This is a genomic window from Cytobacillus sp. IB215665 (genome assembly GCF_033963835.1).
GTDB lineage: Bacteria > Bacillota > Bacilli > Bacillales > SM2101 > Nanhaiella.
On sequence record NZ_JAXBME010000001.1, the window covers coordinates 164,587 to 191,108 of the forward strand.

Genomic DNA, 26,522 nt, shown 5'->3' on the forward strand with positions numbered 1-26,522 from the left:
AGCGCTTTTTGCCTTCAGATGAAATGATGAAGTGACCTCGAGAGGCAAACGCTGGAGCCTCGACACAAAAAGGTGTATTTTACCTTCAGGTTGTATAGCTGAAGCGCCTTCGAGGGAACTGTCTCTATGACTTTTCGTTCTATTAATTAACATTTTTCACAAATACATAGAATTGAGTAGCATAAAGTGGTTGAATTTGTTTATAATGAATGGTATTACTTAGAGTGGAAGCAATGAAAGGAAGTGTCCCTTTTGAGTTTAAAACAATATTCGTTGGACCAATTAAAAGAAATGTCACTTATCGAAATTGCATTTGACATTTTATCAAGCAGAAAGAAGCCTATTACATTTAAAGAGTTAATGGATGAGATTACAGCTTCTCTTCATTTATCCCAAGATGAAATTAACACAAAAATTTCTCAATTTTATACTGATATAAATATTGATGGGCGGTTTATTTGTGTTGGTGAAAATCTATGGGGATTAAGGTCTTGGTACCCTTATGAAAAAATTGAGGAAGAAGTAACTCCTACGGTAAAATCGAAAAAGAAAAAATCGAAAAAAGCAGCTGACAAAGATACTAAAAAAGTAGAAGAAGAGAGTTTTGATGATCCTGACGATTTTGAAGAAGAAGATATCGAACTGGATCTAGATGACATCGATGACATTGATGAGGAAACTGATGAAGATCTAGAAGAAGACTTCGACCTCGAAGATGATGATGAAGATCTTGAATTAGATGAAGAGGAAGATTTATAATACGCTTGACTTTTATAAATGAACTAGGTAGAATCTTTTTTGGGCTCTTTAAAAAAGAACTTATCTTAACTATTAAAATATCCTGCTCCCTTACGAATATTCGTAAGAGGGGCATTTTTTATTTTTTAGGATAAGAAATCCATGGTGCTGTGCACTAAAAATGATTATCCCCTGTTATAAAGGTTTTGCCGTTTTATACAATCTAGCGGACCTATTAAGAAAGGTGAACGAAAAGCAATGATACTAAATAGTAATTTTTATCGTGCTTTTTGAACATCCTCATATATATAGGATTTTGAAAGGGGAAAAACAATGACAAAATATATTTTCGTTACTGGCGGAGTTGTATCATCATTAGGGAAAGGTATTACAGCAGCATCATTGGGAAGATTATTAAAAAATAGAGGATTAAACGTAACGATTCAAAAATTTGATCCATATATTAATGTCGACCCTGGAACGATGAGTCCATATCAACATGGAGAAGTTTTTGTTACTGATGATGGAGCTGAAACAGATTTAGATTTAGGTCATTATGAACGATTCATAGATATAAATTTGAATAAATACAGTAATGTAACAACAGGAAAAATTTATTCAACTGTATTAAAAAAAGAACGACGTGGTGATTATTTAGGTGGAACTGTTCAAGTTATACCACATATCACCAATGAAATTAAAGAACGTGTCTTTAGAGCTGGGCGAGAAACAAACGCTGATGTTGTAATTACAGAAATAGGTGGAACAGTAGGGGACATCGAATCTTTACCATTCTTAGAAGCAATACGACAAATTAAGAGTGATATCGGAAGAGACAATGTAATGTACATTCATTGTACATTAGTTCCATATCTTAAAGCTGCTGGCGAAATGAAAACAAAGCCAACACAACATAGTGTAAAAGAGCTTCGTAGCTTAGGAATTCAACCTAATGTTATCGTTGTTAGAACAGAAATGCCGATATCTGATGATATGAAAGATAAAATTGCATTGTTCTGCGATATTGATTCGAAGGCTGTTGTAGAAATGCGTGATGCGGATACATTGTATTCTGTGCCACTTGCAGTTCAAGAGCAAAAGCTGGATCAAATCACATGTGACCACTTGAAGTTATCTTGTAAACCTGCTGATATGACTGAATGGGAAGATCTTGTTAATAAGGTGAAAAACCTTTCGAATAAAACAACAATTGCCCTTGTTGGTAAGTATGTTGAATTACAGGATGCATATATATCAGTTGTTGAGGCAATGCGCCACGCAGGTTATGCATTTGATACAGATGTCAATATTAAGTGGATTAATTCAGAACATGTGACGAAAGATAATGTTGTTAATCTACTATCAGAAGTAGATGGTATTTTAGTACCTGGCGGTTTCGGTGACCGAGGTATTGAAGGGAAAATTTTAGCAATTCAGTATGCACGTGAAAATAAAGTTCCATTTTTAGGAATATGTTTAGGGATGCAATTAGCTTCTGTTGAATTTGCACGTAATGTTGTTGGCTTGCAAGGTGCTCATTCTGCAGAAATAGATCCTGAAACACCGCATCCTGTCATTGATTTATTGCCTGAGCAAAAAGATATTGAGGATTTAGGTGGCACATTAAGATTAGGTCTTTACCCATGTAAATTATCAGATGGAACAAAAGCCTCTGAGGCCTATAAAGATGAAGTTATTTATGAGCGTCATCGTCATCGCTATGAATTTAACAATCAATATCGCCAAATGCTTGAAGAAAAAGGGTTTGTATTTTCTGGGACAAGTCCTGATGGACGTCTTGTAGAAATAATCGAATTAAAAGATCACCCTTGGTTTGTTGCATCACAATTTCATCCGGAATTTACGTCACGACCAACAAGGCCTCAACGATTATTCCATGACTTCATCCAAGCTTCAATAGTAACAAAAGCGTAGTCGACTGGTAGTCCTGACAAGCGCTGGAAGCATTTCATATGAAGGCGCATTTTGCCTTCGAATGCAATGCTGAAGCGACCTCGAGGGAGTAGGAGGCGAAGCTGGAGGATAAAAGCGTAGCCGACCCGAACACACCGTTGCTTATGTTTAAGCAACGGTGATCAGGGTAAATTGTGACAATCCGTTAGTTTTCGTCGATAATTTCTTCAATTGTATAAGCTAGACCATAGTAAGCAAACAAAGCTGCCATCATTGTAGGTAGACCAAAGCGCGTGCCATCACTATTTGGAATTAATGGTTTGATAAGTTTTGTATCGATGTGTACATCTACTAAATCAGTTAATGAAGTTTCATTTTCTTTTGAAGAGTCTGCTGATATAGCTACAATTGGTATACTAAGGTTCATAAGTGATGATGCACTTTCAATTGCCTTTTCATCAGTCGAATATCTTGTGACTAAGAGTACTCGATCTGTTTGATGAATTGAAGTAAAATCATCATGCATAGACAATCTTTTGATTTTAGGTAAAGGTTCTGTTCCGATAGATGCTTCTATTGCAATAGCTTCCATTTCATGAATTCCGAGCACATATATTGAGCCATCTCCAATAATAGCTTGTGCAAGCAGTCTAGCCCCATCTTCTATGTGATCTTCTTCGTTATCTGTTATTTTTTTGAATAATCCTGTTAGCTGAGTAGTAAATATTTTTAACATGCAGTGTAAATCCTCCAGTGATTTATTAATTCAAGCTTGAAAGTCAATCCGCTAGAAAATTTCGAACTAATCCCTCATTACTTAACTTTTCTTTAGCAAGTTTAACTGTAATAGTAATTAAATTCAAATTCCTAAATTGGTTAGTTTCAGCTATTTAAACATTGCTGTTTTTTCATAAGTTGTTTTATATTAAGAGATAAACTCAAATACAAAACTAACGGTTGAACACCTTTTCTTATTTACAACTGTGTAAATCTTATAAAAGTTCATTCAACAGAGGTAATTTAGTAAAAATAGCGATAAAGTTAACGACAAGAACCTTTGCTTAAAATTGAATAATCTAGGAAGGAATGTAAAATAAAATCAATATAAAGAAGGAAAATGTGAAATTAACGAGAAATAAAAGTAGTTAAGTAGGGAAACTTATTTTGAGGAGTGAAAAAGAATGGGGCACAAAATACTAATTGTCGATGATCAGTATGGCATTCGTATATTACTCAACGAAGTATTTCAAAAAGAAGGTTATGTAACATTTCAAGCTTCTAATGGAGTTGAGGCATTAGATATTGTGAAAAAGCACTCTCCTGACTTAGTATTGCTAGATATGAAAATTCCAGGGATGGATGGAATAGAGATATTAAAGAGAATGAGGGTAGACGATCAAGATATAAAGGTCAAGGTCATTATTATGACAGCGTATGGTGAGTTGGACATGATTCAAGAAGCGAAGGATTTAGGAGCGATTACTCATTTTGCTAAGCCTTTTGATATTGATGAAATTCGTGTAGCTGTGAAAGAACAATTGTCAATTGGTTCTGTTAAACAATGACTTTTTAGTGAAAATTGCTATGTAAGCGATTACTACTCGAACGAAACTATTGAGCTTTGACAAGTAAGTTGGTATGCTATGAAATGTAAATAAGTTATGATCAAATGTGAGTATTCTTCAAACGATAACAATTGCACTGTTCCATAACTTTTGTGAATGTCTCTAATAACATTTGGACAGTACATAGTATTTGATGAATATGGATACTCTACATATGATGAACTTATAGGAAAATATACTAATTAGCTGCCTTAAGGAGGATAATGATATGCCTTTAGTTTCTATGACCGAAATGCTTAACAAAGCAAAAGATGAAGGATATGCAGTTGGACAGTTTAACCTGAACAACTTAGAATTTACACAAGCAATTTTACAAGCTGCTCAAGAAGAAAATTCACCAGTTATTTGTGGTGTTTCTGAAGGTGCTGCTCGTTATATGGGTGGATTTAAAACAGTTGTAAAGATGGTTGAAGGATTAATTGAAGATTATAACATTACAGTTCCTGTGGCGATTCATTTAGACCATGGTTCAAGCTTTGAAAAATGTGCTGAAGCAATCCATGCAGGTTTTACTTCTGTTATGATTGATGGATCTCACCATCCACTTGAAGAAAATATTGCTATTACGCAAAAAGTTGTTGAACTTGCACACATACACGGAGTTTCTGTGGAAGCGGAATTAGGCCGTATTGGTGGTCAAGAAGACGATTTAGTAGTTGATGATGCAGATGCAATGTATGCAATTCCATCTGAATGTGATCAACTTGTTCGTGAAACTGGGGTAGACTGCTTTGCACCAGCTCTAGGATCTGTCCATGGTCCATACAAAGGCGAACCTAATCTTGGCTTTGATCGCATGAAAGAAGTTATGGAATTAACAGGTATTCCTTTAGTGCTTCATGGAGGGACAGGAATTCCTACGAAAGATATTCAAAAGGCTATTTCATTAGGAACATCAAAAATTAATGTAAATACTGAAAACCAAATTGCTTCAGCTAAAGTCGTTCGTGAAGTGTTAGCTGAAAAAACAGAAGAGTATGATCCACGTAAATACTTAGGACCAGCTCGTGAAGCTATTAAAGAGACTGTTAAAGGTAAAATGAAGGAATTTGGTTCATCAAATAAAGCGTAAGTCTTACCAAAGGAATGACACATCAATTCTATATTGCGTGTTTTTCTTAGCTATTAGAACATTTTCATATAGTGATTGTTCATATGATATGGTAGGCTAGCCAAATAATCTCTATACACGGAGAAACCGCCTTTGCACAACTATTGTGCATTATTTCATTATCTTTGTAGATACTTGAAATGAAGGGCGGTTTTGTTTTTTTCTTCGGCTTCTTTTCATAAGATTTGCTGCGATAGCTCCTTATTACGTGTAATATGACCAGAACTCATGTATATTTATTAGTACGAAATACAACGAAAAATGCGAAAAAATTGTTTTATTATATTTATTTAGGAGGAATAATGATAATGAAATTTTTTATTGATACTGCAAACATTGAAGAAATTCGTGAAGCTCATTCAGTTGGGATTTTATCTGGAGTAACGACAAATCCAAGTTTAGTTGCGAAAGAAAAAAATGTTTCCTTTCACGATCGTCTACGTGAAATAACTTCACTCGTACCCGGCTCAGTTAGCGCTGAGGTTATTGCTACAACAGCACCAGAGATGATTGAAGAGGGAAAAGAGCTTGCTAAGATCGCTCCAAATATTACGATTAAAGTTCCGATGACTATTGAAGGCTTAAAAGCTGTGAAAGCTTTTTCCGATGAAGGAATCAAAACGAATGTTACGCTCATTTTTAATGCAAATCAAGCGTTGCTTGCAGCAAGAGCTGGAGCTACTTATGTATCACCTTTTCTTGGCCGTTTAGATGATATAGGCCATAATGGTATGGACTTAATTGCAACGATTGCAGAAATTTTTAATGTGCACGATCTAGAGACGGAAATTATTGCTGCTTCTATTCGTCACCCAATGCATATAACAGAAGCTGCGCTAAATGGAGCTCATATTGCTACTGTCCCTTTTAACGTTATTATGCAACTTTGTAATCATCCATTGACAGATCAAGGTATTGAAAAGTTTCTAGCAGATTGGAATAAAAAAAATGACTAGAAAATATTTTTAAAAGGATCATTTCCATACATTATTTTTGCTTTTTCGTGTAAACTATTAGATAATACTTAATTTATATGGATAAATATACCAATTTATTATAAATCTATATTTAGTTTACTTCGCTATGGTGGATGAAAAGGGAGGCAAAAAATAAGTGTTGGAGGAATATATCGAACCGAGTTTTTTGAGGAACTTTTGATGATCCGCTTAGAAGGGAGAAAAACATGGAAAAGTTAAAAATAGCCGGTGGTTATCCGTTAAAGGGATCAGTAAAAATTAGTGGAGCTAAAAATAGTGTCGTTGCTCTAATTCCAGCAACGATCTTGGCGGATTCACCTGTCACAATTGAAGGTATACCAAATATATCTGATGTGCAAATGTTAGGTGGTTTATTAGAGGAAATCGGTGGTAACGTAGTACTTAATGATAAAGAAATGACTATTGACCCTACTAATATGATTTCTATGCCTTTGCCAAATGGTAAAGTGAAAAAATTACGTGCCTCTTATTATTTAATGGGTGCGATGCTTGGTCGGTTTAAAAAGGCTGTAATTGGCTTGCCTGGAGGGTGTCATTTGGGACCTCGGCCAATTGACCAGCATATTAAAGGCTTTGAAGCACTTGGAGCTCAAGTAACTAACGAACAAGGTGCGATTTATTTACGTGCTAATGAGCTAAGAGGTGCCAGGATATATTTAGATGTAGTAAGTGTTGGTGCAACGATTAATATTATGTTGGCAGCTGTCAGAGCAAAAGGAAGAACGATTATTGAGAATGCAGCAAAAGAACCTGAGATTATTGATGTTGCCACTTTACTCTCTAGTATGGGTGCAAAAATCAAGGGTGCAGGAACGGACGTTATCCGAATTGATGGGGTAGAGCATCTTCGCGGGTGTCGTCACTCAATCATACCAGATAGAATTGAAGCTGGTACATATATTATCATTGCAGCGGCAACTGGAGAACAAGTATTGGTAGATAATGTAATTCCGTTACATCTCGAATCACTTATTGCTAAGCTACGTGAAATGGGTGTTTCAATTGAAACGAGCAATGATCAAGTGCTAATTTCTAGTTCAAATAATTTAAAGGCAGTCGATTTAAAAACACTTGTGTATCCTGGCTTTCCGACAGATCTACAACAACCTTTTACTTCTTTACTAACAAGGGCACAAGGTACAAGTATTGTTACTGATACGATTTATGGAGCACGCTTTAAGCATATTGATGAATTGAGACGTATGAATGCGAATGTCAAAGTAGAAGGTGGCTCCTCCATTATTTCTGGTCCAGCTCGATTACAAGGTGCAAGAGTGCGAGCGAGTGATTTGCGAGCAGGTGCTTCATTGGTTGTAGCTGGTTTAATCGCTAATGGCATAACAGAAATAACTGGATTAGAGCATATTGATCGTGGGTATAGTCACCTTGAAGATAAGCTTTCAGGTCTCGGTGCAACGATATGGAGAGAGAAAATGACCGAAGAAGAAATAGAACAGTTACAGAACCTATAATTACAGTGTTTACATTATTTGATTATTGCTAAGACAAAAACAAATGATCATCAATAAAAGTTATAGCCACTATATAAAACGTAACTAACTGTTTAAAAGTAGGAAAAAATAGCTACAAGCTGTACGAAAAGAATCTTTGATAAAGTTTAATATATGCTCACTGCTTTTCAACTTACGTTTTTTAAAGTAAACTGTAAAGTTGAAAGGCAATTTTTTGGGGGGAAGCACGTATGGAACGAAGTTTATCTATGGAGCTTGTTCGGGTAACTGAAGCAGCTGCTTTAGCATCAGCACGATGGATGGGTCGTGGGAAAAAAGATGAAGCAGATGATGCTGCAACTTCTGCAATGAGAGACGTATTTGACACTGTACCAATGAAAGGTACTGTTGTAATTGGAGAAGGTGAAATGGACGAAGCACCGATGTTATACATTGGTGAAAAGCTTGGAACTGGTTATGGACAACGTGTCGATGTTGCTGTTGATCCACTCGAAGGCACTAACATTGTTGCTTCAGGTGGATGGAACGCGCTTGCAGTATTAGCTGTTGCTGATAATGGAAACCTATTGCACGCGCCTGATATGTATATGGATAAAATAGCTGTCGGTCCAGAGGCAGTAGGACATATTGATATCGATGCGCCTGTAATTGATAATTTGAAGGCTGTTGCAAGGGCGAAAAACAAAGATATTCAGGATGTTGTAGCAACAGTATTGAACCGCCCTCGACATGAGCATATTATTGCACAACTACGCGAAGCAGGAGCGAGAATAAAGCTGATCGATGATGGAGATGTAGCAGGAGCTTTTAACACTGCGTTTGATCATACTGGTGTTGATATTTTATTTGGCTCTGGTGGCGCGCCGGAAGGTGTTCTAGCTGCAGTTGCTTTAAAATGCTTAGGGGGAGAGATTCAAGGTAAACTCCTACCACAGGATGATGCAGAGATAGAACGCTGTATATCTATGGGACTTGATGTTAGTCGAGTTTTACGTATGGAAGATTTAGTTCGTGGTGATGATGCTATTTTTGCAGCAACAGGTGTTACAGATGGTGAGCTTCTTAAAGGAGTTCAATTTAAAGGCACCTATGGTTCTACTCATTCGATTGTCATGCGTGCAAAATCTGGAACGGTTCGTTTCGTAGAAGGAAGGCATAGTTTGAAGAAAAAGCCAAACCTTGTCATTAAGTAATATAATTATTAACTAGCTAAAACGAGGGTTTTCTTAACAACCCTCGTTTTCTTTGGATGTTTTCGCACTATTTGTTGCTGCTTTTCGTTCTATGAGCCAAACAAATACACAATTAGAGTTCGTGGCATCTTTTCTACAACAATGAAGAACCATGTTAAACCACTTTATTGGTGCTAATTGGATAACAATAGCAATAAAGTTCACGAAAAGAGCCTTTTCTTAAAAAAATGCTTTACCACGATAGTTAAACTTAACGATGGTGAAATTTTTCTTCTAAGTAAAAGGTGGTTACTGTTGTTTTTTACTACAACAAACATGTATGATACATTGCAATGTTATCTTCCCTCCTTATCTCGAGAACTTATACTAAAACCACATCTAATTGTACAAATTTAGCAAAAAATTTATGGGAAGAGCCTTAAAATTATGCTGAATGGCTTATTTCATATTCCTTACTGTACATTGTTCATTCTCCAATAGTAGTAAGATAAAAAAGTATATACTGTTTTTTATGGAAAATGCACTGGTGAGACGCATAGATTAGATATGTTTTGCTGTTAAGTTTAAAAAATAGTTGAATATGTATACGAAAAAAGGGTAAAATAGAAAGTGCTACGTAAAAGAAAAACTTGTATTCTTCTTTTTTTGCTTCATGTGAAAGCCTTCCAAACCTTCGTTTTTCAATACTGATAAATAAACTAATGAAAAATGAACAAGCAATGCGGAAAAAGAATTATCATTAATTCTACCTCTTTAATAAGATAGCTCACCTAACTATTATTCATTCCATTTTTTACCTACTTATTTAGAGGAAATAATAACATTTAAAGAGTGGTGTTTATATGAGTCTAACAATTGGAAAGTTAGAGGAAATGAAGTTAAAGGAATTGTACGAGCTTGCTCGTGAATTTAAAATAACTTATTATAGTAAGCTTACGAAAAAGGAATTAATCTTTGCCATTTTAAAAGCAAGGGCTGAGAAAGACGGTTTATTATTCATGGAAGGTGTTTTAGAAATCATTCAATCTGAAGGGTTTGGCTTTCTAAGACCAATTAATTATTCTCCAAGCTCAGAGGATATCTATATTTCAGCTTCGCAAATTCGTCGATTTGACCTTCGAAACGGTGATAAAGTTTCTGGGAAAGTAAGGCCTCCTAAGGAAAATGAGCGATATTATGGATTGCTACACGTAGAAGCAGTTAATGGGGACGATCCTGAAACAGCTAAAGAACGTGTACACTTTCCTGCATTAACTCCTTTGTATCCAAATAGACAAATTAAGCTTGAAACAGCTCCACATAAATTATCGACACGTATTATGGACGTTACAGCTCCTGTTGGATTTGGACAACGTGGTTTAATTGTAGCTCCTCCAAAGGCTGGTAAGACAATGCTGTTAAAAGAAATTGCTAACAGTATTACGACAAATCAACCTGATGCTGAGCTTATTGTATTGTTAATTGATGAAAGACCAGAGGAAGTAACAGATATTGAACGTTCTGTTGCAGGAGATGTTGTTAGTTCAACGTTCGATGAAGTACCAGAAAATCATATAAAGGTTGCTGAGCTTGTACTAGAGCGTGCGATGCGACTTGTTGAGCATAAGAGAGATGTAATTATTTTAATGGATAGTATCACACGACTAGCACGTGCGTATAACTTAGTTATCCCACCAAGTGGACGTACATTATCTGGTGGTATTGACCCAGCTGCTTTCCATCGTCCTAAGAGATTTTTTGGAGCTGCTAGAAACATTGAAGAAGGTGGAAGCTTAACGATATTAGCTACTGCATTAGTTGATACCGGTTCAAGAATGGATGATGTCATATATGAGGAGTTCAAAGGAACTGGAAATATGGAACTTCATTTAGATCGTTCATTAGCAGAGAAAAGAATTTTCCCTGCTATTGATATTCGTCGTTCAGGAACACGTAAGGAAGAATTATTAATTCCTAAGGATCACCTTGATAAGTTATGGGCGATCAGAAAATCTATGTCAGATTCACCTGATTTTGCAGAGAAGTTTTTAAGAAAATTAAGGAAATCAAAATCAAATCAAGAATTTTTTCAAATGCTTGAAGAAGAATGGAAAGCGATGGGACATTCGTCATCAAGGCGAGTTTAAATTTTTTATGAAAAATGAATTGTTAGTATCAGGTAGTTGCAAAAGATGAGAACCCTTGTTATAATTTCTCATGTGTGTTTCTAGATGGAATCTGTTAATGGGATCATTTCCTATTTTGCTCCATTCTAGATGAATAAGAAAGTGTTCTAAACATTTCTTTTACACTTTTTAATAACCTCGATAACTCTGTCTCAGATGATTCAGGGCGGAAGGAGATGAAAATAATGAAAGCTGGAATTCATCCAAATTATTCAAAAGTAACGGTTAAATGTGCTTGTGGAAACGAGTTCGAAAGTGGCTCTGTAAAAGAAGAGGTGCGTGTTGAGATTTGCTCAGCTTGTCATCCATTCTATACTGGACGTCAAAAATTCGCTTCTGCAGATGGACGTGTAGATAAATTTAACAAAAAATACGGCCTTAAGTAATCAAGTAAAACAGGCGAGTTATTCCATATCTTGCCTGTTTTTTACTTTGTTTTATACTTAGTTAAACATAAAAATATTTGATATGAAATTATAGAAAAAAGGGAGACGCCGTTTCATGTATGTTATGAAGCAAACTGGCTGGCTTGAACTAATTTGTGGCAGCATGTTTTCTGGAAAATCTGAAGAATTAATTCGACGAGTGAGACGTGCGCAATTTGCAAAGCAAAGTATTCAAGTTTTTAAACCACTTATTGATAATCGCTACAGTGATGAAGCAGTAGTATCTCATAATGGGACATCTATTATTGCTCATTCTGTAAAAGATTCACAAGATATTATTTCGAATGTAACGTCTACAACAGATGTAGTAGCTATTGATGAAGTTCAATTTTTTGATGAAGGCATTATTCAAGTTGTTACGCAATTAGCCAACCAAGGTCATCGTGTCATAGTTGCTGGTCTAGATCAAGATTTTAGAGGAGAACCGTTTGGGCCTGTTCCTGCGCTAATGGCTATAGCTGAATTAGTGACAAAGTTGCAAGCTGTATGTGCGATTTGTGGTTCACCAGCAAGTAGAACTCAGCGATTAATAGATGGTAATCCTGCTTATTATGATGAACCAATTATTTTAGTAGGAGCATCAGAATCATATGAACCTCGGTGTCGTCATCATCATGAAGTGCCAGGTAAACGTAGCATGAATATGGGGATAAATAGTAATAATGTCGGAAAATAATGCGCAGCAAATAGTTGTGCATTTTTTATTGGCTAAATTACATAACTCTTATTTTTAAGTCTCTTTTCGTAAACTTTGTTGCTATTGTTATCATATTAGTACCAAAAAAGTGGTTTTAAATTGTAAGTCATCGTTATACAGAAGAAAAGATGCACCAAATTCTAGTTGTGTACGTGTTTATTCCTTAATACGAAAAACAACAATCAATGTGAATTGTTAAGGTCGCCATATAAAAAACAATCAACAATACAAAAATATCCTTGTTGTTGTTACTATGTTAAGTATCTGCCTTGTTGGATACCTCTGACGCATAACGAAAGCTATCATAAATGGCGACATTTCTTTGACTCCTTTGTTAACGTATAATATAATTATAATGTTATGGACTAAAATTGAGGTGAATGATGTGTTTGATCGTTTGCAAGCTGTAGAAGAGCGTTTTGAAAAATTGAATGAGCTATTAAGTGATCCTGAAATCGTAAATGATCCTAAAAAATTACGTGATTATTCTAAGGAACAATCAGATATACAGGAAACAGTTCAAAAATATAGAGAATATAAATCTGTTAGCGAGCAACTTCAGGATGCAAAAGCAATGCTTGAAGAAAAACTTGATGCAGATATGAGAGATATGGTGAAGGAAGAGATTAGTGAACTTGAAAGTAATGAGTCCGAAATTGTGGAGCAATTGAAAGTTCTTCTTATTCCTAAAGATCCTAATGATGATAAAAATGTAATTATGGAAATACGCGGTGCAGCAGGTGGAGATGAAGCAGCTTTATTTGCAGGTGATTTATACCGAATGTATTCTCGTTATGCGGAGATTCAAGGGTGGAAAACCGAGGTCATAGAAGCTAGCTCAACTGGAATTGGTGGCTTTAAAGAGATTATTTTTATGATTAATGGTAAAGGTGCCTATTCGAAGATGAAATTTGAAAACGGTGCACACCGCGTTCAGCGTGTTCCTGAAACTGAATCTGGTGGTCGTATTCATACGTCAACAGCTACTGTTGCGTGTTTACCTGAAGCAGAAGAAGTCGAAGTAGATATCCATGAAAAGGATATTCGAGTGGATACCTTTGCTTCTAGTGGGCCAGGTGGACAAAGTGTAAATACAACCATGTCAGCTGTTCGTTTAACGCATGTACCAACAGGTACGGTAGTATCTTGTCAGGATGAAAAATCACAAATAAAAAATAAAGAAAAAGCGATGAAAGTATTACGTGCACGTGTATACGATAAGTTTCAACAAGAAGCACAAGCTGAATATGATCAAAATCGTAAACAAGCTGTAGGCTCTGGCGATCGTTCAGAGCGTATACGGACATATAACTTTCCTCAGAATCGTGTAACTGATCATCGAATTGGCCTAACAATTCAGAAGCTAGACCAAATTTTACAAGGTAAGCTTGATGAATTTATTGATGCGCTTATATTGGAAGATCAATCCAAAAAAATGGAACAAGACGATAATGAGTAAGCAAAAGAGAAAAATATATGAAGCCCTGAACTGGGCTTCTTCTTTTTTAAAGGAATCAAATAGGGATGACAATGTAGGGGAATTATTGTTACTTCATCATCTTCAAATGTCGAGAACACAACTGTTTAGCAACATGAGAATGGACATCGATAATGAGATAGATAAAAAGTTTACTGAAGATATACACACTCATTGTAGTGGTGTTCCAGTTCAACACATTATTGGATATGAGCATTTTTACGGAAGAACCTTTCGTGTAAACAAAGAAGTATTAATTCCGCGTCCAGAAACAGAAGAGCTTGTGCAAGGGGTCCTACAACGTATAGATAAGCTATTTCCAAATGGAAATAGAGTTAACGTAGTAGATGTTGGAACTGGGAGTGGCATCATTGCCATTACATTAGCTTCAGAGCGGAAATCATTACAAGTTACTGCAACTGATATTGCAAAAGAATCATTAGAAATTGCCAAGTCGAATGCAGAACACCTCGAGACAGAGGTTACGTTTATTCAAGGGGATTTGCTAACGCCTTTTATGAATAGTGATACAACTTTTGATGTGATCGTCTCCAACCCTCCTTATATTCCAAATAAAGAGATAGATAAATTATCTCCAATTGTAAAAGATTATGATCCTATGCGTGCATTAGCTGGCGGTGAGGATGGGCTCGATTTTTATCGACGTTTTATGACGCAACTACCTTACATATTAAGTAAGAAGGCAATTATTGCTTTTGAAGTAGGGGTTGGACAAGGTAAGAGTGTTCAATCATTACTACAACAAACTTTTAGAAATGCAGTTGTTGAGGTTGTATTTGATATTAACGGCAAAGATAGGATGGTCTTTGCTGAGATTTCATAATATGAAGGCTCTTATTTAGGATATTTTTCTCAGAGTTCACCTTTCCTGCTTATAAATTTTGGGCTCGGATAAAGCCTACTATTCATATCCATTGTTAATAACAATAGACGAAAAGAGCCCTTAATTATCTTCTGGTCTCTTAAGGTCATTTCAAACATAGATACGAAGTGCAAAAGCAGCTTCTTATGAAATGCTTCCAACGCTTGTCGAGGCAGCGCAGTCGGCTCCGCTTTTCTTTGTCCAGCTCCGCCTCCTTGCCTCTCGAGTCGTTTCACCTTTTCACCAGAAGACAAAAAGCGTCTTCGGTTGAAAAGGTTCCAACGCTTGTCGAGGCAGCGCAGTCGGCTCCGCTTTTCTAATGTCCAGCTCCAGTGCCTATCCCCTCGAGGTCACTTGGCCATTTCACAAGAAGGCAAAAAGCGCCTTCATTTGAAATGGCTCCAGTGCTTGTCGGGGATGAGCAAGGCACTTCCGCCTTTCTGTTTGTCCAGCTCCGCCTCCTACTCCCTCGAGGTCACTTCACCATTTCACCTGAAGGCAAAAAGCGCCTTCTTATGAAATGCTTCCAGTGCTTGTCGGGAGTTAGCAGTCGGCTTCGCTTTTCTTTTTGTCCAGCTACAGTGCCTATCCCCTCGAGACGCTTCACCATTTCTCATGAAGTCAAAAAGCGACTTCAAGTGAAATGCTTCCAGCGCTTGTCGGGGATAAACAAGGCACTTTCGCTTTTCTTTGTCCAGCTACAGGCGCAATCGGCTCGAGGTCATAAGTCAATCCGACGAGAAGGTTAAAAAGCACCCTTCTAGCCGGCTCGCCTTATGCTTGTCGCCGATAAGCATGCGCCTTGCGCTTTTCTGTTCCTCTACTAGATTTTTTTCATTTTACTAGTTTAAGATTTTTTTATATTGTCCACACTGTTTTAGTGAAGGGGCGGTGCTAGTAAATGGGGAAGAAAAACATTGCTATTATATATATTTTATTATTAGTTTTTGGAGTAAATATTGTGTTTTACGGGGAGCAAACAAATGTCCAGGCAAATGATACTGTCATTATTCCAGATGAGGCGATACGTTTGCGTATACTTGCTAATAGTGATTCTAGTGAAGATCAGGCTTTGAAAAGGCTCATTCGAGATAAGGTCAATGAACAAATTACACAATGGGTTGAAGAATTGACTTCGATTGAAGAGGCAAGAAAACTAATTAATACCCGTGTTCATATGATAGAGCAAATTGTTGAATCGGTACTAAGTAACCAAGGTAGTAAACAAATTGCTAGTGTAGACTTTGGCGAAGTAAGTTTTCCAACGAAATTATATGGAAACTATTTGTATCCTGCAGGCGAATATGAGGCAATTTTAATTACGTTAGGTGATGGAGCTGGAGCTAATTGGTGGTGTGTTTTATTTCCTCCTTTATGCTTTTTAGATTTCTCTAACGGTGAAGCAGTTGATATGAATGATAACAGTGGGAATGAACTTAAGCAGATGAAAGAAAAGCAAGATGAAAAGGTTAAAGTGAGGTTTTTTCTTATCGAATGGCTTTCAAAGTTGTTTGATTAGGACTCACTTCAGAACTATGTTGCAAAGTTAACTAAATCGGTGAGGAAAGATATTGGTTTTAGCAAATAGCCATTGTTTTTAAAGAAGAGAAAGTACCATGAACGTTAATTGAATAATTGTATTACATTCGTATAATAACAATAATTATTACGAAAAACAGCCTTAATTAATAAAAATGTGTTATTTAGATAAATGAAATAATCTCTCTATTTGATATTCTAGTTTTAGTAATCCACAAGTTATCCACTATATCATGAGCTTTATCCACATTTTGTGGATAAAGCTTGTTTTCTAGTGTTGAATATTTTATAGTTTTAATAGCTTATCAACATGGTGGTTATAAATTAAAATAGTATATTGATGAAGATACTAATGTTGACATAATAATACTTATAAGTAACTACTGCAGCTAAGAAGATAGGAGTGAGAAAGTTGAGTACTAAAGTTTGGGTTGTGGATGACAACATGGTTAATCCACAAAGTTATCCACATATTAAGCAAGCTGCCCAGTTGCTTAATCAAAATGAGGTTGTAGCTTTTCCGACTGAAACTGTATATGGATTAGGGGCAAATGCTTTGTCGGACGAGGCTGTGACTAAAATTTTCACTGCAAAAGGACGACCAAGCGATAATCCACTTATCGTTCATATTGCAGAGAAAAAGCAGTTGTATGATATTGCGAAAAATGTATCGGATGTAGCATTGAAGTTAATAGATTATTTTTGGCCAGGTCCATTAACGATTGTTTTAATGAAAAAAGATGGAATTTCTGACAAAGTTACAACTGGCTTACGTACTGTTGCCGTTCGAATGCCTAACCATGAAATAGCTTTACAGTTAATTAGAACAAGTCAGTTACCAATTGCTGCTCCCAGTGCGAATCTTTCTGGACGACCAAGTCCTACCTCAGCAAAACACGTACACGATGATCTAAACGGCAAAATAGCTGGAATACTAGATGGTGGCCTTACTGGAGTAGGTGTTGAATCAACTGTCTTAGATTGTACAGGACAAATACCAGTAATACTCCGACCTGGTGGTATAACAAAAGAGCAGCTTGAGGAGGTTGTGGGGAAGGTGGACATAGATCATGCTTTAGTTGAAGAAGGTCAAACACCTAAGTCACCTGGAATGAAATATACCCACTATGCCCCACAAGCCCCACTGTTCATTGTGCAGGGACCAAGTGATTTTTTGCAATTAAACATTGATAAACGAAGAGCTAGTGGAAAACGTGTTGGAGTGATAACTACTGATGAAAATAAACATAAATACAATGCAGATGTCGTTTTAAGTTGCGGACAAAGGAACGATTTGTACAGTGTTGCTAGTAATTTATATGGTGTTCTTAGAAAATTTGATGACACACAAGTAGATGTTATTTTAAGTGAGAGTTTTCCTTATGAAGGAATTGGCCATGCAATTATGAATCGTTTAATGAAAGCTGCAGCACATCAGACGATAAAACAAAAATAGTACCCTTTTCTTCTATTTCCAACAGTACAAGCATATGTTTAAGAAAGTCGTTATGTAATTAGATAGGCTATTTTTATTTGCGTTGTTATGTCGTCGGTTTAATAACAAGATAACACGAACGATAACGAAAATTAACAATCAAATCGAAAATAGCCTTTGCATATGTTTATCTAGACTGGTCTTAGGGATGTTTGAACTTCCTTTACTAGATAAAGTGTAGGAGGTAGGAGGACAATGGGAACGCTATTTGGAGAAATAGTTACTTTATTTATCATGGCATTTGCTTTAGGTATGGATGCTTTTTCTGTAGGTCTTGGGATGGGATTAATCCCTCTACGTCTAAAGCAAATTTTTTATATAGGTGTGACGATAGGCTTCTTTCACATTTGGATGCCATTGGTAGGAATGGTTATTGGAAGGTTGTTGTCCGAGCAGTTCGGTGCAGTTACTTCATATGCTGGTGGTGTATTATTATTACTACTCGGTATCCAAATGTTTATATCTTCCTTAAAAGAAGATGAATCATCATTAATAACCCCTGTTGGATTCGGTTTACTTATCTTTGCTTTAAGTGTAAGTTTAGATAGTTTTTCTTTAGGTTTAAGTTTAGGGATGTTTGGAGCGAGAACAGCAATAACCATATGTATGTTTGGTCTAGTGAGTATGGTCTTGACTTGGACAGGGTTGCTATTAGGTAGATCAGCTCAAAGGTGGTTAGGAACATATGGAGAAGCATTAGGGGGAAGTATTTTATTTGCTTTTGGTATTAAACTACTTTTGGCTTGAAGAAATAATTATGTATAGTATAGTTAGAAAAACCTGGTTCATCCGTATTGGATTTTTATACTTGTCCTTCTAGTAACCTTAGCTACCATAAGGTTAATTTTTTTTGCATAAAATAATAATAAATGTATATTATTACCTATATAATGCGACAAATTTCGATTATAATGGTAGTGATGGTATAATTTTTTGTAAAATATGGCGTAAATCAAAGAATATCAAACATCATAGAAGCTAGAACGAAAGTCATATATAGATCTAATAGCATCGGAGGATTAGAATGACAAAGATACTATTTGTATGTACTGGGAATACGTGTCGCAGCCCAATGGCAGAAGCGTTATTAAAACATAAAAACATGGGTAATATTCAAGTTCGATCAGCGGGTATTTATGCAAACAATGGAAGCACTGCATCAGCTAACGCTAATGAAGTACTTGGAGAAAAAGATATTGTCTTAGATCATAATTCTAGTCAGCTTGAAAAAGAACATATTGATTGGTCCACATATATTTTGACGATGACAAGCAACCATAAGCATCTCATTGTGAATGCATTTCCCGAAGCTCTATACAAAACCTATACATTAAAAGAATTTGTTGAAGGTGAAGGTGGAGATATTAGTGATCCGTTTGGTGGCTCGGTACAGACGTATCGTCAAACAATGCTTGAGTTAGAACGGTTAATTGAGAAGTTATATAAAAAACTTATATAAAGGTGCTTTTCTTAAACTTTGTTGTAATTTTTGTAAAACCCGAATAGCTAAATGAGGTTTTACGCGATTGGCATCATTTTATAGAAGAAAAGATGCCACGAAACACTAGTTGTATATGTGCTTATTTCTTAGTACGACAAAAACATCAATGCGCAAACAGCATAAATATACAAGGGGATATATTGTTTTATATTATGGAAAGGGGAATCTTATTATGGGAGAGAAGAAGAAACGGTATAAATTTGGTTTAAGACTTAAGCTAGTATTGTTTATTACCACTGTAGCGTTAATTACATACTCTACTTCAGCGATCTGCATCTATTATTTTTATGATTTCGTTAATGGTTACTTTGCGTTAAGTGAAGAAACTTTTACGATCATTACTTTAGTGTTAGGGATCTTTTGGTCTAGTATATTGGCATATTTAGTTGCAGGGTTGATAACTAAACCATTACAAAAATTAGAAGCGGTTGCAATGAATGCAGCGAATGGCCAAATTAATGAAGATGTTCCTGTGAAAAAAGCGGATGATGAGATTCGATCATTATCTATTGCATTTAATAAGATGCTAAAGAGTTTAAGAGAAATGGTACATAATATTGAAGATAATTTTGCAAATACAAATAACAAAGTGATAGAAATATCAGCTGCTACAAATTCAGCATCGGTACAAGCTGAGAACATTGCTCACACGATCGAGGAGATCTCTAAAGGAGCAGATAGTTCAGCTGTTGCTGTTCAAAGTACAGCAGAATCTGTTGATGATGTGCTGATGTTGGCGAAAGAAGTACAAGATAAAGCAGTAGCATCTGAACACCTTTCTAAAGAGATGGTTAACCGCTTAAATGATAGTAAAGTAGTTATACATTCTCTCGTTTCAGGAATTCAAAGTTTAGCGGAAAATAATCAACAATCTTTAAATGCGGTTGGTAGATTAGAAGAGAATGCAAATAAAGTAGAGAATATTATTTCATTAGTTGGCGATATTGCAGAGCAGACGAATTTGTTAGCGTTGAATGCATCGATAGAAGCTGCTCGTGCAGGGGAGCATGGGAAAGGATTTGCCGTTGTAGCAGAAGAGGTTCGTAAGCTTGCGGATGAGAGTGGAACAGCCGTCCAAGGAATAACTGAGTTAATTAAAAATATTCAGCTTGAGGTTCAGAATGTCGTTCAACAAATTACAGATCAAGTAAATGTAGCAAATAACGAGGCAAATAAAGGATCAGAGACAAACCAAGCCATCGCAGAAATGACTGAATCAGTAAATGAAGTGGTTGAAGCGGTCAAATATATTACTAAATACGTGATGCGTCAGATGGATAGTATTAATCATACTGCTGTACAATCACAAGAAGTCGCTGCAATAGCTGAGCAAACATCAGCAGGAGCAGAAGAAGTAGCAGCCTCTACGAACGAACAGGCATTAGTTATTGAAAATATTGATAAACTTGCAACTGAATTATCTGGACAAGCTGATAACTTGAAAAAAACGATACAACAATTTAATTGTTAATTACGTATTATGGCGAACTAAGTTCGTATTACACACACGAAAGAGATCAGCGTAAAAGATCTTAGTTTGGTGTTATTGTGAGTAGGTCGAATAACGATAAACACTGTCAATAAGTTAACGAGTATAATTAATTGAGAATATGACGCAAAAAAGTTTTAGTTAGCTATAAGAATATTTATAGCAAACTAAAACTTTTTTAATAGGCTATTTTCGCATGGATTGTTGCTTTTCGTATAAGTATGTTCGTATATATTTAGCGTACGTGGCATCTTTTCTACTTTTAAAATGATTGAGCTATCATAAAGCTCACCATACAGTTCTTATTAAATAAAATCAGCAACAAAGTGATCATAAGTCTGTTCATAAACGTTTGTTACTACGGTGTTACTAAAGGAGCTCTAGTCATTTTGTAGGTGCTTACTAAAAAAAGTGCCTGTATTAATGTCAAAGCAACATTATCATAAAGTGTTGTGCGGAAATTCGTTTTACCTATAATCCTCCATTAATTCCTTTCTCGTTATTTATTCCAACCTTTTCTTTCTATTAAACTTGTAATGTGAGCGATATGATGTCGCCCATGCCAAGCATATATACCAATAGCTGTTTTTAATTTAACTACTCCTGAATCTGGATGAATAAACTGCTTTTCTAAATCGCTAGGTTGTAATGAGCGCAATAATACTACCCATTTTTTATGTAGAGCTGTTAATAGATCTAGTGATAAATCAATCGGTGCTGATGAGGAATCGTGTAACTGTGCAAATCCTTGTTGATCATAAGCTTTAATATGTGGCTCATTTTCAGTCAGCGTCCACTTAAATCGTATAAAACCATTGATATGGGCATCTGAAACATGATGTACAACCTGTCTCACCGTCCATCCCTCTGGCCGATACGCGGTATTTAACTGTTCTTCCGATAAACCTTTTGCAGCTTGTTGAAGCATTAAAGGTGTTTTTTCTATTTGACTGATCCATAGGTCTAGTTGTTCTTTGGATAATTTATCGTCTAGCTTAGGTTTACCTATCGGGTATCGTAAATCTTCCATTTGTCTTCCTCCTTACTGCAATTGAATGTTTAACATTATTTTACACGAAAAAAAGTTTATTAAATAGTTAAAGGTTAGATCAAAACTATATAATCTTTTTACTGAATAGATCTCAGCTCGGAAGAGATTTAAAATTTACGTGTAACAATGTGCATAAAGTATTTGCTTGTTCTATTCCAAATAAACTATCATATAGACGGATACCTCTTTGGGACAATATTACGTAAAAATGGAGGCTTAATAATGAAAATAGCAATTGCATCAGATCATGGTGGAGTAAATATTCGTGAAGAAATTAAAGGCTTAATGGAAGAGATGAACATAGATTATGTTGATCTAGGCTGTGAATGTGGCGAATCAGTTGATTACCCTGATTATGCACTTCCAGTTGCGGAGAAAGTAGTGAGTGGAGAGGTTGATAGAGGTATATTAATATGTGGTACTGGGATCGGGATGAGTATTGCGGCTAACAAGGTGAAAGGAATTCGATGTGCTCTTGTTCATGACTTATTCAGCGCTAAAGCAACGCGTGAACATAATAATAGCAATATTTTGGCTATGGGTGAGCGAGTAATAGGCCCTGGACTAGCAAGAGAGATTGCAAAAGTTTGGTTGACTACTGACTTTGAAGGTGGACGACACGAGAATCGAGTTAACAAAATTACTGAATACGAAAAATAAAATGAAGGAGAGCGAGCCGACATGAGTGCTGAAATATTAAAATGGCAGCAGCAATTACATATGATTTTAAGTGAGTTCCAACAAATTGCATCGCTAGGGAATCAACAGCTGTTAGTCGTTGGTTGCAGTACGAGTGAAATCTTAGGTGAACGAATTGGAACATCTGGTACGATGGAAGTTGCAGAGATGGTCGTAAAAGAATGTATGGCGTTAAAAGAGATGTATGGTTTACAAATTGCATTTCAATGCTGCGAACATTTGAACAGGGCGTTAGTTGTGGAAAGGCAAACAGCACTAGAAAAACAGCTCACAGAAGTGACAGTAACACCTATTCGTTCTGCAGGTGGATCGGTACCTACATATGCTTATCACCATTTCGCTGATCCGGTTGTTGTAGAGTTTATAAAAGCAGATGCTGGTATTGATATCGGTGATACTTTTATCGGGATGCATATTAAACATGTGGCTGTTCCAGTTCGGTGCTCCATCAATCAAGTTGGACATGCTCATGTAACCCTTGCTAAATCAAGACCAAAGCTTATCGGTGGTGAACGAGCTGTTTATGCGAGTAACAAAGAAAATAAACAATGTTAATCTTTTTCTGTTTTAACAGCGCTTTTGCCTACCTGTGATTAGTGTGGAATTTATCATACGTGTAAGAATCTTATTAATATTAAATGGAAGGATGATGATGACAATGGAATGGGAAAATGATGCAAAAGAACTATATGAGGAGTTACTTAAGCTAATTCCAGTTTTTGCGCGACCAATGGCTAAAAAGGGAATTGAAAGAAGAATCCTTGAAATATCAGATAATAAAATATCAATGGATGAAGTTATAAGAGGGTATGTTATGGCAGCACCTGGAAACATGAAGGGGCGTGTCATTGATGTGTTAAAAGCCAAAAACATCGACCTTACCCCGTACAAGGATATAATGGGATAGTTTGTTGACTGTTTTTCAATCAGTTAATGCGTGATGACAATAAAAATGTTTCCAATAACGATGTTATTAAAACAGTTAAATCAATTTTTAACATGGCTTTTCATAGATTATCTTAGTTTGTAACAAAGAAATTGTTTTTTAGGTGACAACGTCATACGAAATAAACATAGGGATAGCATCGTTTCTACAAGAAAGGATACATGATGAAAACAAAGCGGATTACAACGGAGAATGAATTAAAAACGGCATTTCATATTAGAACAACAGTGTTTGTAGAGGAACAAGGGGTACCGTTAGAAGATGAATTTGATGAATACGATCAATTAAACGGAAAATGTGATCATGTTCTTGTTTTTATCAACGATGAAGCTGTAGGGTCTGGTAGAATTCGTTTTGTTGATGGACAAGGGAAACTTGAAAGAATATGTGTCTTAGCTCCATACCGTAAATTTGGTGTTGGAAAAGTCATTATTCAAGCACTTGAAGAAATAGCCGAGGATAAACAAATAACAAGAGTGAAGTTACACGGTCAAACGCAAGCAGAAGGCTTTTACAAAAAGTTGGGTTATGATATTTTGTCTGATGTTTTTATGGAAGACGGCATTCCGCATGTATTAATGGGGAAAGGTTTGAATGTTGGTAGTTCCGAACAATAACGCCACAATGAGTGTTGTTTGTTCTTTTTTTCGTAGATTGGGGTATAATCATGTGCTATAATAGAAATTAATTTTCGGAAAAAAACATATGGGCAGAAGCCATCGGAGGGGATTTACATGAAAAACTTATCGCAGCAAGATCAAACCGTTTTTAAAGCAATGAATGAAGAATTGACTAGACAGCGCACAAAAATTGAATTAATTGCATCTGAGAATTTTGTAAGTGAAGCAGTAATGGAAGCACAAGGATCTGTACTAACAAATAAGTATGCAGAAGGTTATCCTGGTCGACGTTATTACGGAGGCTGTGAACATGTTGATGTTGTTGAGGATATTGCGCGTGACCGCGCTAAACAAATCTTTGGTGCTGAGTATGCAAATGTGCAACCACACTCAGGTGCACAAGCGAATATGGCTGTGTATTTTACGGTCCTTGAACAAGGCGATACAGTGCTAGGAATGAATTTATCCCACGGTGGTCATTTAACTCATGGTAGCCCCGTCAATTTTAGTGGAGTCCAATATAATTTCGTTGAATATGGTGTAGATCAAGATACTCATCGTATTAATTATGAGGATGTTTTAGAGAAAGCTAAACTGCACAAACCTAAATTAATTGTTGCCGGAGCAAGTGCATACCCACGAGAAATAGACTTTAAGCGTTTCAGAGAAATTGCTGATGAAGTAGGGGCTTATTTAATGGTTGATATGGCTCATATTGCAGGCTTGGTAGCTGCAGGCTTACATCAAAATCCAGTTCCTTTTGCAGATTTTGTTACAACGACAACTCATAAAACATTACGTGGACCACGTGGTGGTATGATTTTATGTAAGGAAGAGTACGGTAAAAAGATTGATAAATCAATTTTCCCGGGTATACAAGGTGGCCCGCTTATGCATGTCATTGCTGCAAAAGCAGTTTCATTTGGTGAAGCACTTGAAGACAGCTTTAAACAGTATGCAGGAAATGTAATAGCTAACGCTAAGCAACTTGCTGAGAGCTTAAAAGAAGAAGGCATTACACTCGTTTCAGATGGTACTGATAATCACCTTGTTTTACTAGATGTTCGTTCGTTGAATATTACAGGTAAATTGGCTGAAAAAATACTTGATGATGTAGGTATAACAGTGAACAAGAATACAATACCATTTGATCCTGAGAGTCCGTTTGTTACTAGCGGAATTCGTATAGGTACAGCTGCTGTAACAAGCCGTGGCTTTGATATAGAGGCTATGAAAGAAACGGCTGCAATCATTGCATTTACGCTCAATAACCATGATAACGAAGAAAAGCTAGAAGAAGCGAAAGAACGTGTAGCAACTTTAATTAAGAAATTCCCATTATATGAAGAGAAATAATATGACATAAGCTAGACTGCATTTTGCGAGTCTAGCTTTTTGTTCGTAATAAAGTGTTAAATTTAGGTAATTAATCGATTGAAATCGAGACTGCAATCTATAAAGAATACTATCCTCATTTGAAGAGTGTTATTTATAATGCATTTCTCATCGATATGTTTTTTTGTAGAGCATTTTATTATAAGAATTAATATGATGACCCTTTAAATGAGATGGGATTGAGTAGCTGGCGCTTTTCTTAAGTGAAACTTGAACTGTTGGAGGTTTTTCTGTAAAATCAATTGAAGTGAAAACGAAAAGGAGAGATATTAAGATGGCAAAAGTATATGTGTTTGATCACCCCCTCATTCAACATAAACTTACATATATTCGAGATAAACATACAGGTACGAAAGAATTCCGTGAATTAGTTGATGAAGTAGCGACACTCATGGCATTTGAAATTACGCGTGATCTTCCACTTGAAGATGCGGTTATTGAAACACCTGTTAATAAAACAAATTCAAAAATATTAACAGGGAAAAAATTAGGTATTATTCCTATTTTAAGAGCTGGCTTAGGAATGGTAGATGGCATCCTAAAGTTAATTCCTGCTGCAAAAGTTGGACATATTGGACTGTATCGTGACCCAGAAACATTGAAGCCAGTTGAATATTATGTGAAGCTTCCTTCTGATGTTGCTGAACGTGACTTTATTGTAGTGGATCCGATGTTAGCAACTGGAGGTTCAGCAGTTGAAGCAATTCATTCATTAAAAAAACGTGGTGCCAAAAACATTAAATTAATGTGTTTAATCGCTGCTCCTGAAGGCGTTGAGGTAGTTAAAACTGAACATCCTGATGTTGACATATATCTTGCTGCTTTAGATGAAAAACTTAATGACCATGGCTATATTGTTCCAGGCTTAGGTGACGCTGGTGATCGATTGTTCGGAACGAAATAAGTTCATATTTTTTGAAAATCAAGTAGAGCAGACTTTACTTGATTTTCTAGGTTTGTTAAGGGTCTGATTCCTCTCAATCTATTGTATTTACGCTTGAGGGTTAATGAATTTGACCTTTTTCGTTTAATCTTTACGTAGTCAAATGGAATAACTAAGATAACAAT

The 26,522-nt window shown here is 36.1% G+C and carries 27 protein-coding genes; 23 read left to right on the forward strand and 4 right to left on the reverse strand.

The window, feature by feature from the left end; translation table 11 throughout:
- The first annotated feature begins 252 nt into the window (after positions 1-252).
- The gene (rpoE, locus tag SLH52_RS00700; RefSeq protein ID WP_320207388.1) at positions 253-759 is read left to right on the forward strand and encodes a DNA-directed RNA polymerase subunit delta; all 507 of its coding nucleotides are present in this window, start codon (positions 253-255) and stop codon (positions 757-759) included.
- Between the two features lie 312 nt (positions 760-1,071).
- Positions 1,072-2,673 carry a CTP synthase gene (locus SLH52_RS00705; RefSeq protein ID WP_320207389.1) on the forward strand — a complete coding sequence of 534 codons (1,602 nt, stop codon included), beginning with the start codon at positions 1,072-1,074 and terminating at the stop codon, positions 2,671-2,673.
- Between the two features lie 184 nt (positions 2,674-2,857).
- On the opposite strand, the gene SLH52_RS00710 is transcribed toward SLH52_RS00705, so the two are convergent.
- Complete coding sequence (locus SLH52_RS00710; RefSeq protein ID WP_320207390.1) at positions 2,858-3,388, reverse strand: DUF2529 domain-containing protein; 531 nt, start codon at positions 3,386-3,388, stop codon at positions 2,858-2,860.
- Positions 3,389-3,833: 445 nt separating this feature from the next.
- On the opposite strand from SLH52_RS00710, the gene SLH52_RS00715 reads away from it, so the two are divergent.
- From SLH52_RS00715 to prmC, 10 genes are all read left to right on the forward strand, one after another.
- Entirely contained in the window at positions 3,834-4,217 is a 384-nt protein-coding gene (locus SLH52_RS00715; RefSeq protein ID WP_214480893.1) for a response regulator, read from the forward strand.
- 268 nt (positions 4,218-4,485) lie between these two features.
- Positions 4,486-5,349, forward strand: a complete 864-nt coding sequence (locus SLH52_RS00720; protein WP_320207391.1) for a class II fructose-bisphosphate aldolase — start codon at positions 4,486-4,488, stop codon at positions 5,347-5,349.
- Between the two features lie 347 nt (positions 5,350-5,696).
- Positions 5,697-6,344, forward strand: coding sequence for a fructose-6-phosphate aldolase (gene fsa, locus SLH52_RS00725; RefSeq protein ID WP_320207392.1), 648 nt, complete (start codon positions 5,697-5,699; stop codon positions 6,342-6,344).
- A 227-nt stretch (positions 6,345-6,571) separates the two neighbouring features.
- A complete protein-coding gene (locus tag SLH52_RS00730) occupies positions 6,572-7,858 on the forward strand; it encodes a UDP-N-acetylglucosamine 1-carboxyvinyltransferase (protein ID WP_320207393.1) in 1,287 nt (428 codons plus the stop codon).
- A 230-nt stretch (positions 7,859-8,088) separates the two neighbouring features.
- Positions 8,089-9,051 (forward strand): class II fructose-bisphosphatase, encoded by a 963-nt coding sequence (gene glpX, locus SLH52_RS00735; RefSeq protein ID WP_320207394.1) that lies wholly within the window; start codon positions 8,089-8,091, stop codon positions 9,049-9,051.
- Positions 9,052-9,893: 842 nt separating this feature from the next.
- Entirely contained in the window at positions 9,894-11,177 is a 1,284-nt protein-coding gene (gene rho, locus SLH52_RS00740; RefSeq protein ID WP_214480888.1) for a transcription termination factor Rho, read from the forward strand.
- Between the two features lie 224 nt (positions 11,178-11,401).
- Entirely contained in the window at positions 11,402-11,602 is a 201-nt protein-coding gene (gene rpmE / locus SLH52_RS00745) for a 50S ribosomal protein L31 (protein ID WP_214480887.1), read from the forward strand.
- Positions 11,603-11,717: 115 nt separating this feature from the next.
- Positions 11,718-12,338 carry a thymidine kinase gene (locus SLH52_RS00750; RefSeq protein WP_320207395.1) on the forward strand — a complete coding sequence of 207 codons (621 nt, stop codon included), beginning with the start codon at positions 11,718-11,720 and terminating at the stop codon, positions 12,336-12,338.
- 397 nt (positions 12,339-12,735) lie between these two features.
- Positions 12,736-13,818 carry a peptide chain release factor 1 gene (prfA, locus tag SLH52_RS00755; protein ID WP_320207396.1) on the forward strand — a complete coding sequence of 361 codons (1,083 nt, stop codon included), beginning with the start codon at positions 12,736-12,738 and terminating at the stop codon, positions 13,816-13,818.
- Positions 13,811-14,680 (forward strand): peptide chain release factor N(5)-glutamine methyltransferase, encoded by an 870-nt coding sequence (gene prmC / locus SLH52_RS00760; protein WP_320207397.1) that lies wholly within the window; start codon positions 13,811-13,813, stop codon positions 14,678-14,680. The genes prfA and prmC overlap by 8 nt, the downstream gene beginning before the upstream one ends.
- 29 nt (positions 14,681-14,709) lie before the next feature.
- Here the strand turns inward: prmC and SLH52_RS00765 are convergent, their stop codons facing one another.
- Both SLH52_RS00765 and SLH52_RS00770 read right to left on the reverse strand, forming a co-directional pair.
- The gene (locus tag SLH52_RS00765) at positions 14,710-14,955 is read right to left on the reverse strand and encodes a hypothetical protein (protein WP_320207398.1); all 246 of its coding nucleotides are present in this window, start codon (positions 14,953-14,955) and stop codon (positions 14,710-14,712) included.
- Between the two features lie 239 nt (positions 14,956-15,194).
- Entirely contained in the window at positions 15,195-15,329 is a 135-nt protein-coding gene (locus SLH52_RS00770; RefSeq protein WP_320207399.1) for a hypothetical protein, read from the reverse strand.
- 291 nt (positions 15,330-15,620) lie between these two features.
- Here SLH52_RS00770 and spoIIR point away from each other — a divergent pair, with 291 nt between their 5' ends.
- The 5 genes from spoIIR (at position 15,621) to SLH52_RS00795 (ending at position 20,725) form a co-directional block, all read left to right on the forward strand.
- Positions 15,621-16,238 carry a stage II sporulation protein R gene (spoIIR, locus tag SLH52_RS00775; protein WP_320207400.1) on the forward strand — a complete coding sequence of 206 codons (618 nt, stop codon included), beginning with the start codon at positions 15,621-15,623 and terminating at the stop codon, positions 16,236-16,238.
- A gap of 432 nt (positions 16,239-16,670) precedes the next feature.
- Entirely contained in the window at positions 16,671-17,714 is a 1,044-nt protein-coding gene (locus tag SLH52_RS00780; RefSeq protein WP_320207401.1) for an L-threonylcarbamoyladenylate synthase, read from the forward strand.
- A 234-nt stretch (positions 17,715-17,948) separates the two neighbouring features.
- The gene (locus SLH52_RS00785; protein WP_320207402.1) at positions 17,949-18,500 is read left to right on the forward strand and encodes a manganese efflux pump MntP family protein; all 552 of its coding nucleotides are present in this window, start codon (positions 17,949-17,951) and stop codon (positions 18,498-18,500) included.
- Positions 18,501-18,777: 277 nt separating this feature from the next.
- Positions 18,778-19,212 (forward strand): low molecular weight protein arginine phosphatase, encoded by a 435-nt coding sequence (locus SLH52_RS00790; RefSeq protein WP_320207403.1) that lies wholly within the window; start codon positions 18,778-18,780, stop codon positions 19,210-19,212.
- Between the two features lie 214 nt (positions 19,213-19,426).
- On the forward strand, positions 19,427-20,725 hold the full coding sequence (locus SLH52_RS00795; protein ID WP_320207404.1) for a methyl-accepting chemotaxis protein: 1,299 nt from the start codon (positions 19,427-19,429) through the stop codon (positions 20,723-20,725).
- 517 nt (positions 20,726-21,242) lie between these two features.
- Here SLH52_RS00795 and SLH52_RS00800 read toward each other — a convergent pair.
- A complete protein-coding gene (locus tag SLH52_RS00800; protein ID WP_320207405.1) occupies positions 21,243-21,773 on the reverse strand; it encodes a YfiT family bacillithiol transferase in 531 nt (176 codons plus the stop codon).
- 243 nt (positions 21,774-22,016) lie between these two features.
- On the opposite strand from SLH52_RS00800, the gene rpiB reads away from it, so the two are divergent.
- The 6 genes from rpiB (at position 22,017) to upp (ending at position 26,358) form a co-directional block, all read left to right on the forward strand.
- Complete coding sequence (gene rpiB, locus SLH52_RS00805; RefSeq protein ID WP_320207406.1) at positions 22,017-22,454, forward strand: ribose 5-phosphate isomerase B; 438 nt, start codon at positions 22,017-22,019, stop codon at positions 22,452-22,454.
- Between the two features lie 21 nt (positions 22,455-22,475).
- Positions 22,476-23,048 (forward strand): TIGR01440 family protein, encoded by a 573-nt coding sequence (locus SLH52_RS00810; RefSeq protein WP_320207407.1) that lies wholly within the window; start codon positions 22,476-22,478, stop codon positions 23,046-23,048.
- A gap of 103 nt (positions 23,049-23,151) precedes the next feature.
- Positions 23,152-23,400, forward strand: a complete 249-nt coding sequence (locus SLH52_RS00815; RefSeq protein WP_320207408.1) for a DUF2621 family protein — start codon at positions 23,152-23,154, stop codon at positions 23,398-23,400.
- Positions 23,401-23,603: 203 nt separating this feature from the next.
- A complete protein-coding gene (locus tag SLH52_RS00820; protein ID WP_320207409.1) occupies positions 23,604-24,056 on the forward strand; it encodes a GNAT family N-acetyltransferase in 453 nt (150 codons plus the stop codon).
- A 117-nt stretch (positions 24,057-24,173) separates the two neighbouring features.
- Positions 24,174-25,415 carry a serine hydroxymethyltransferase gene (glyA, locus tag SLH52_RS00825; RefSeq protein ID WP_320207410.1) on the forward strand — a complete coding sequence of 414 codons (1,242 nt, stop codon included), beginning with the start codon at positions 24,174-24,176 and terminating at the stop codon, positions 25,413-25,415.
- 313 nt (positions 25,416-25,728) lie between these two features.
- Complete coding sequence (upp, locus tag SLH52_RS00830; RefSeq protein WP_320207411.1) at positions 25,729-26,358, forward strand: uracil phosphoribosyltransferase; 630 nt, start codon at positions 25,729-25,731, stop codon at positions 26,356-26,358.
- The last annotated feature ends 164 nt before the right edge of the window (positions 26,359-26,522 follow it).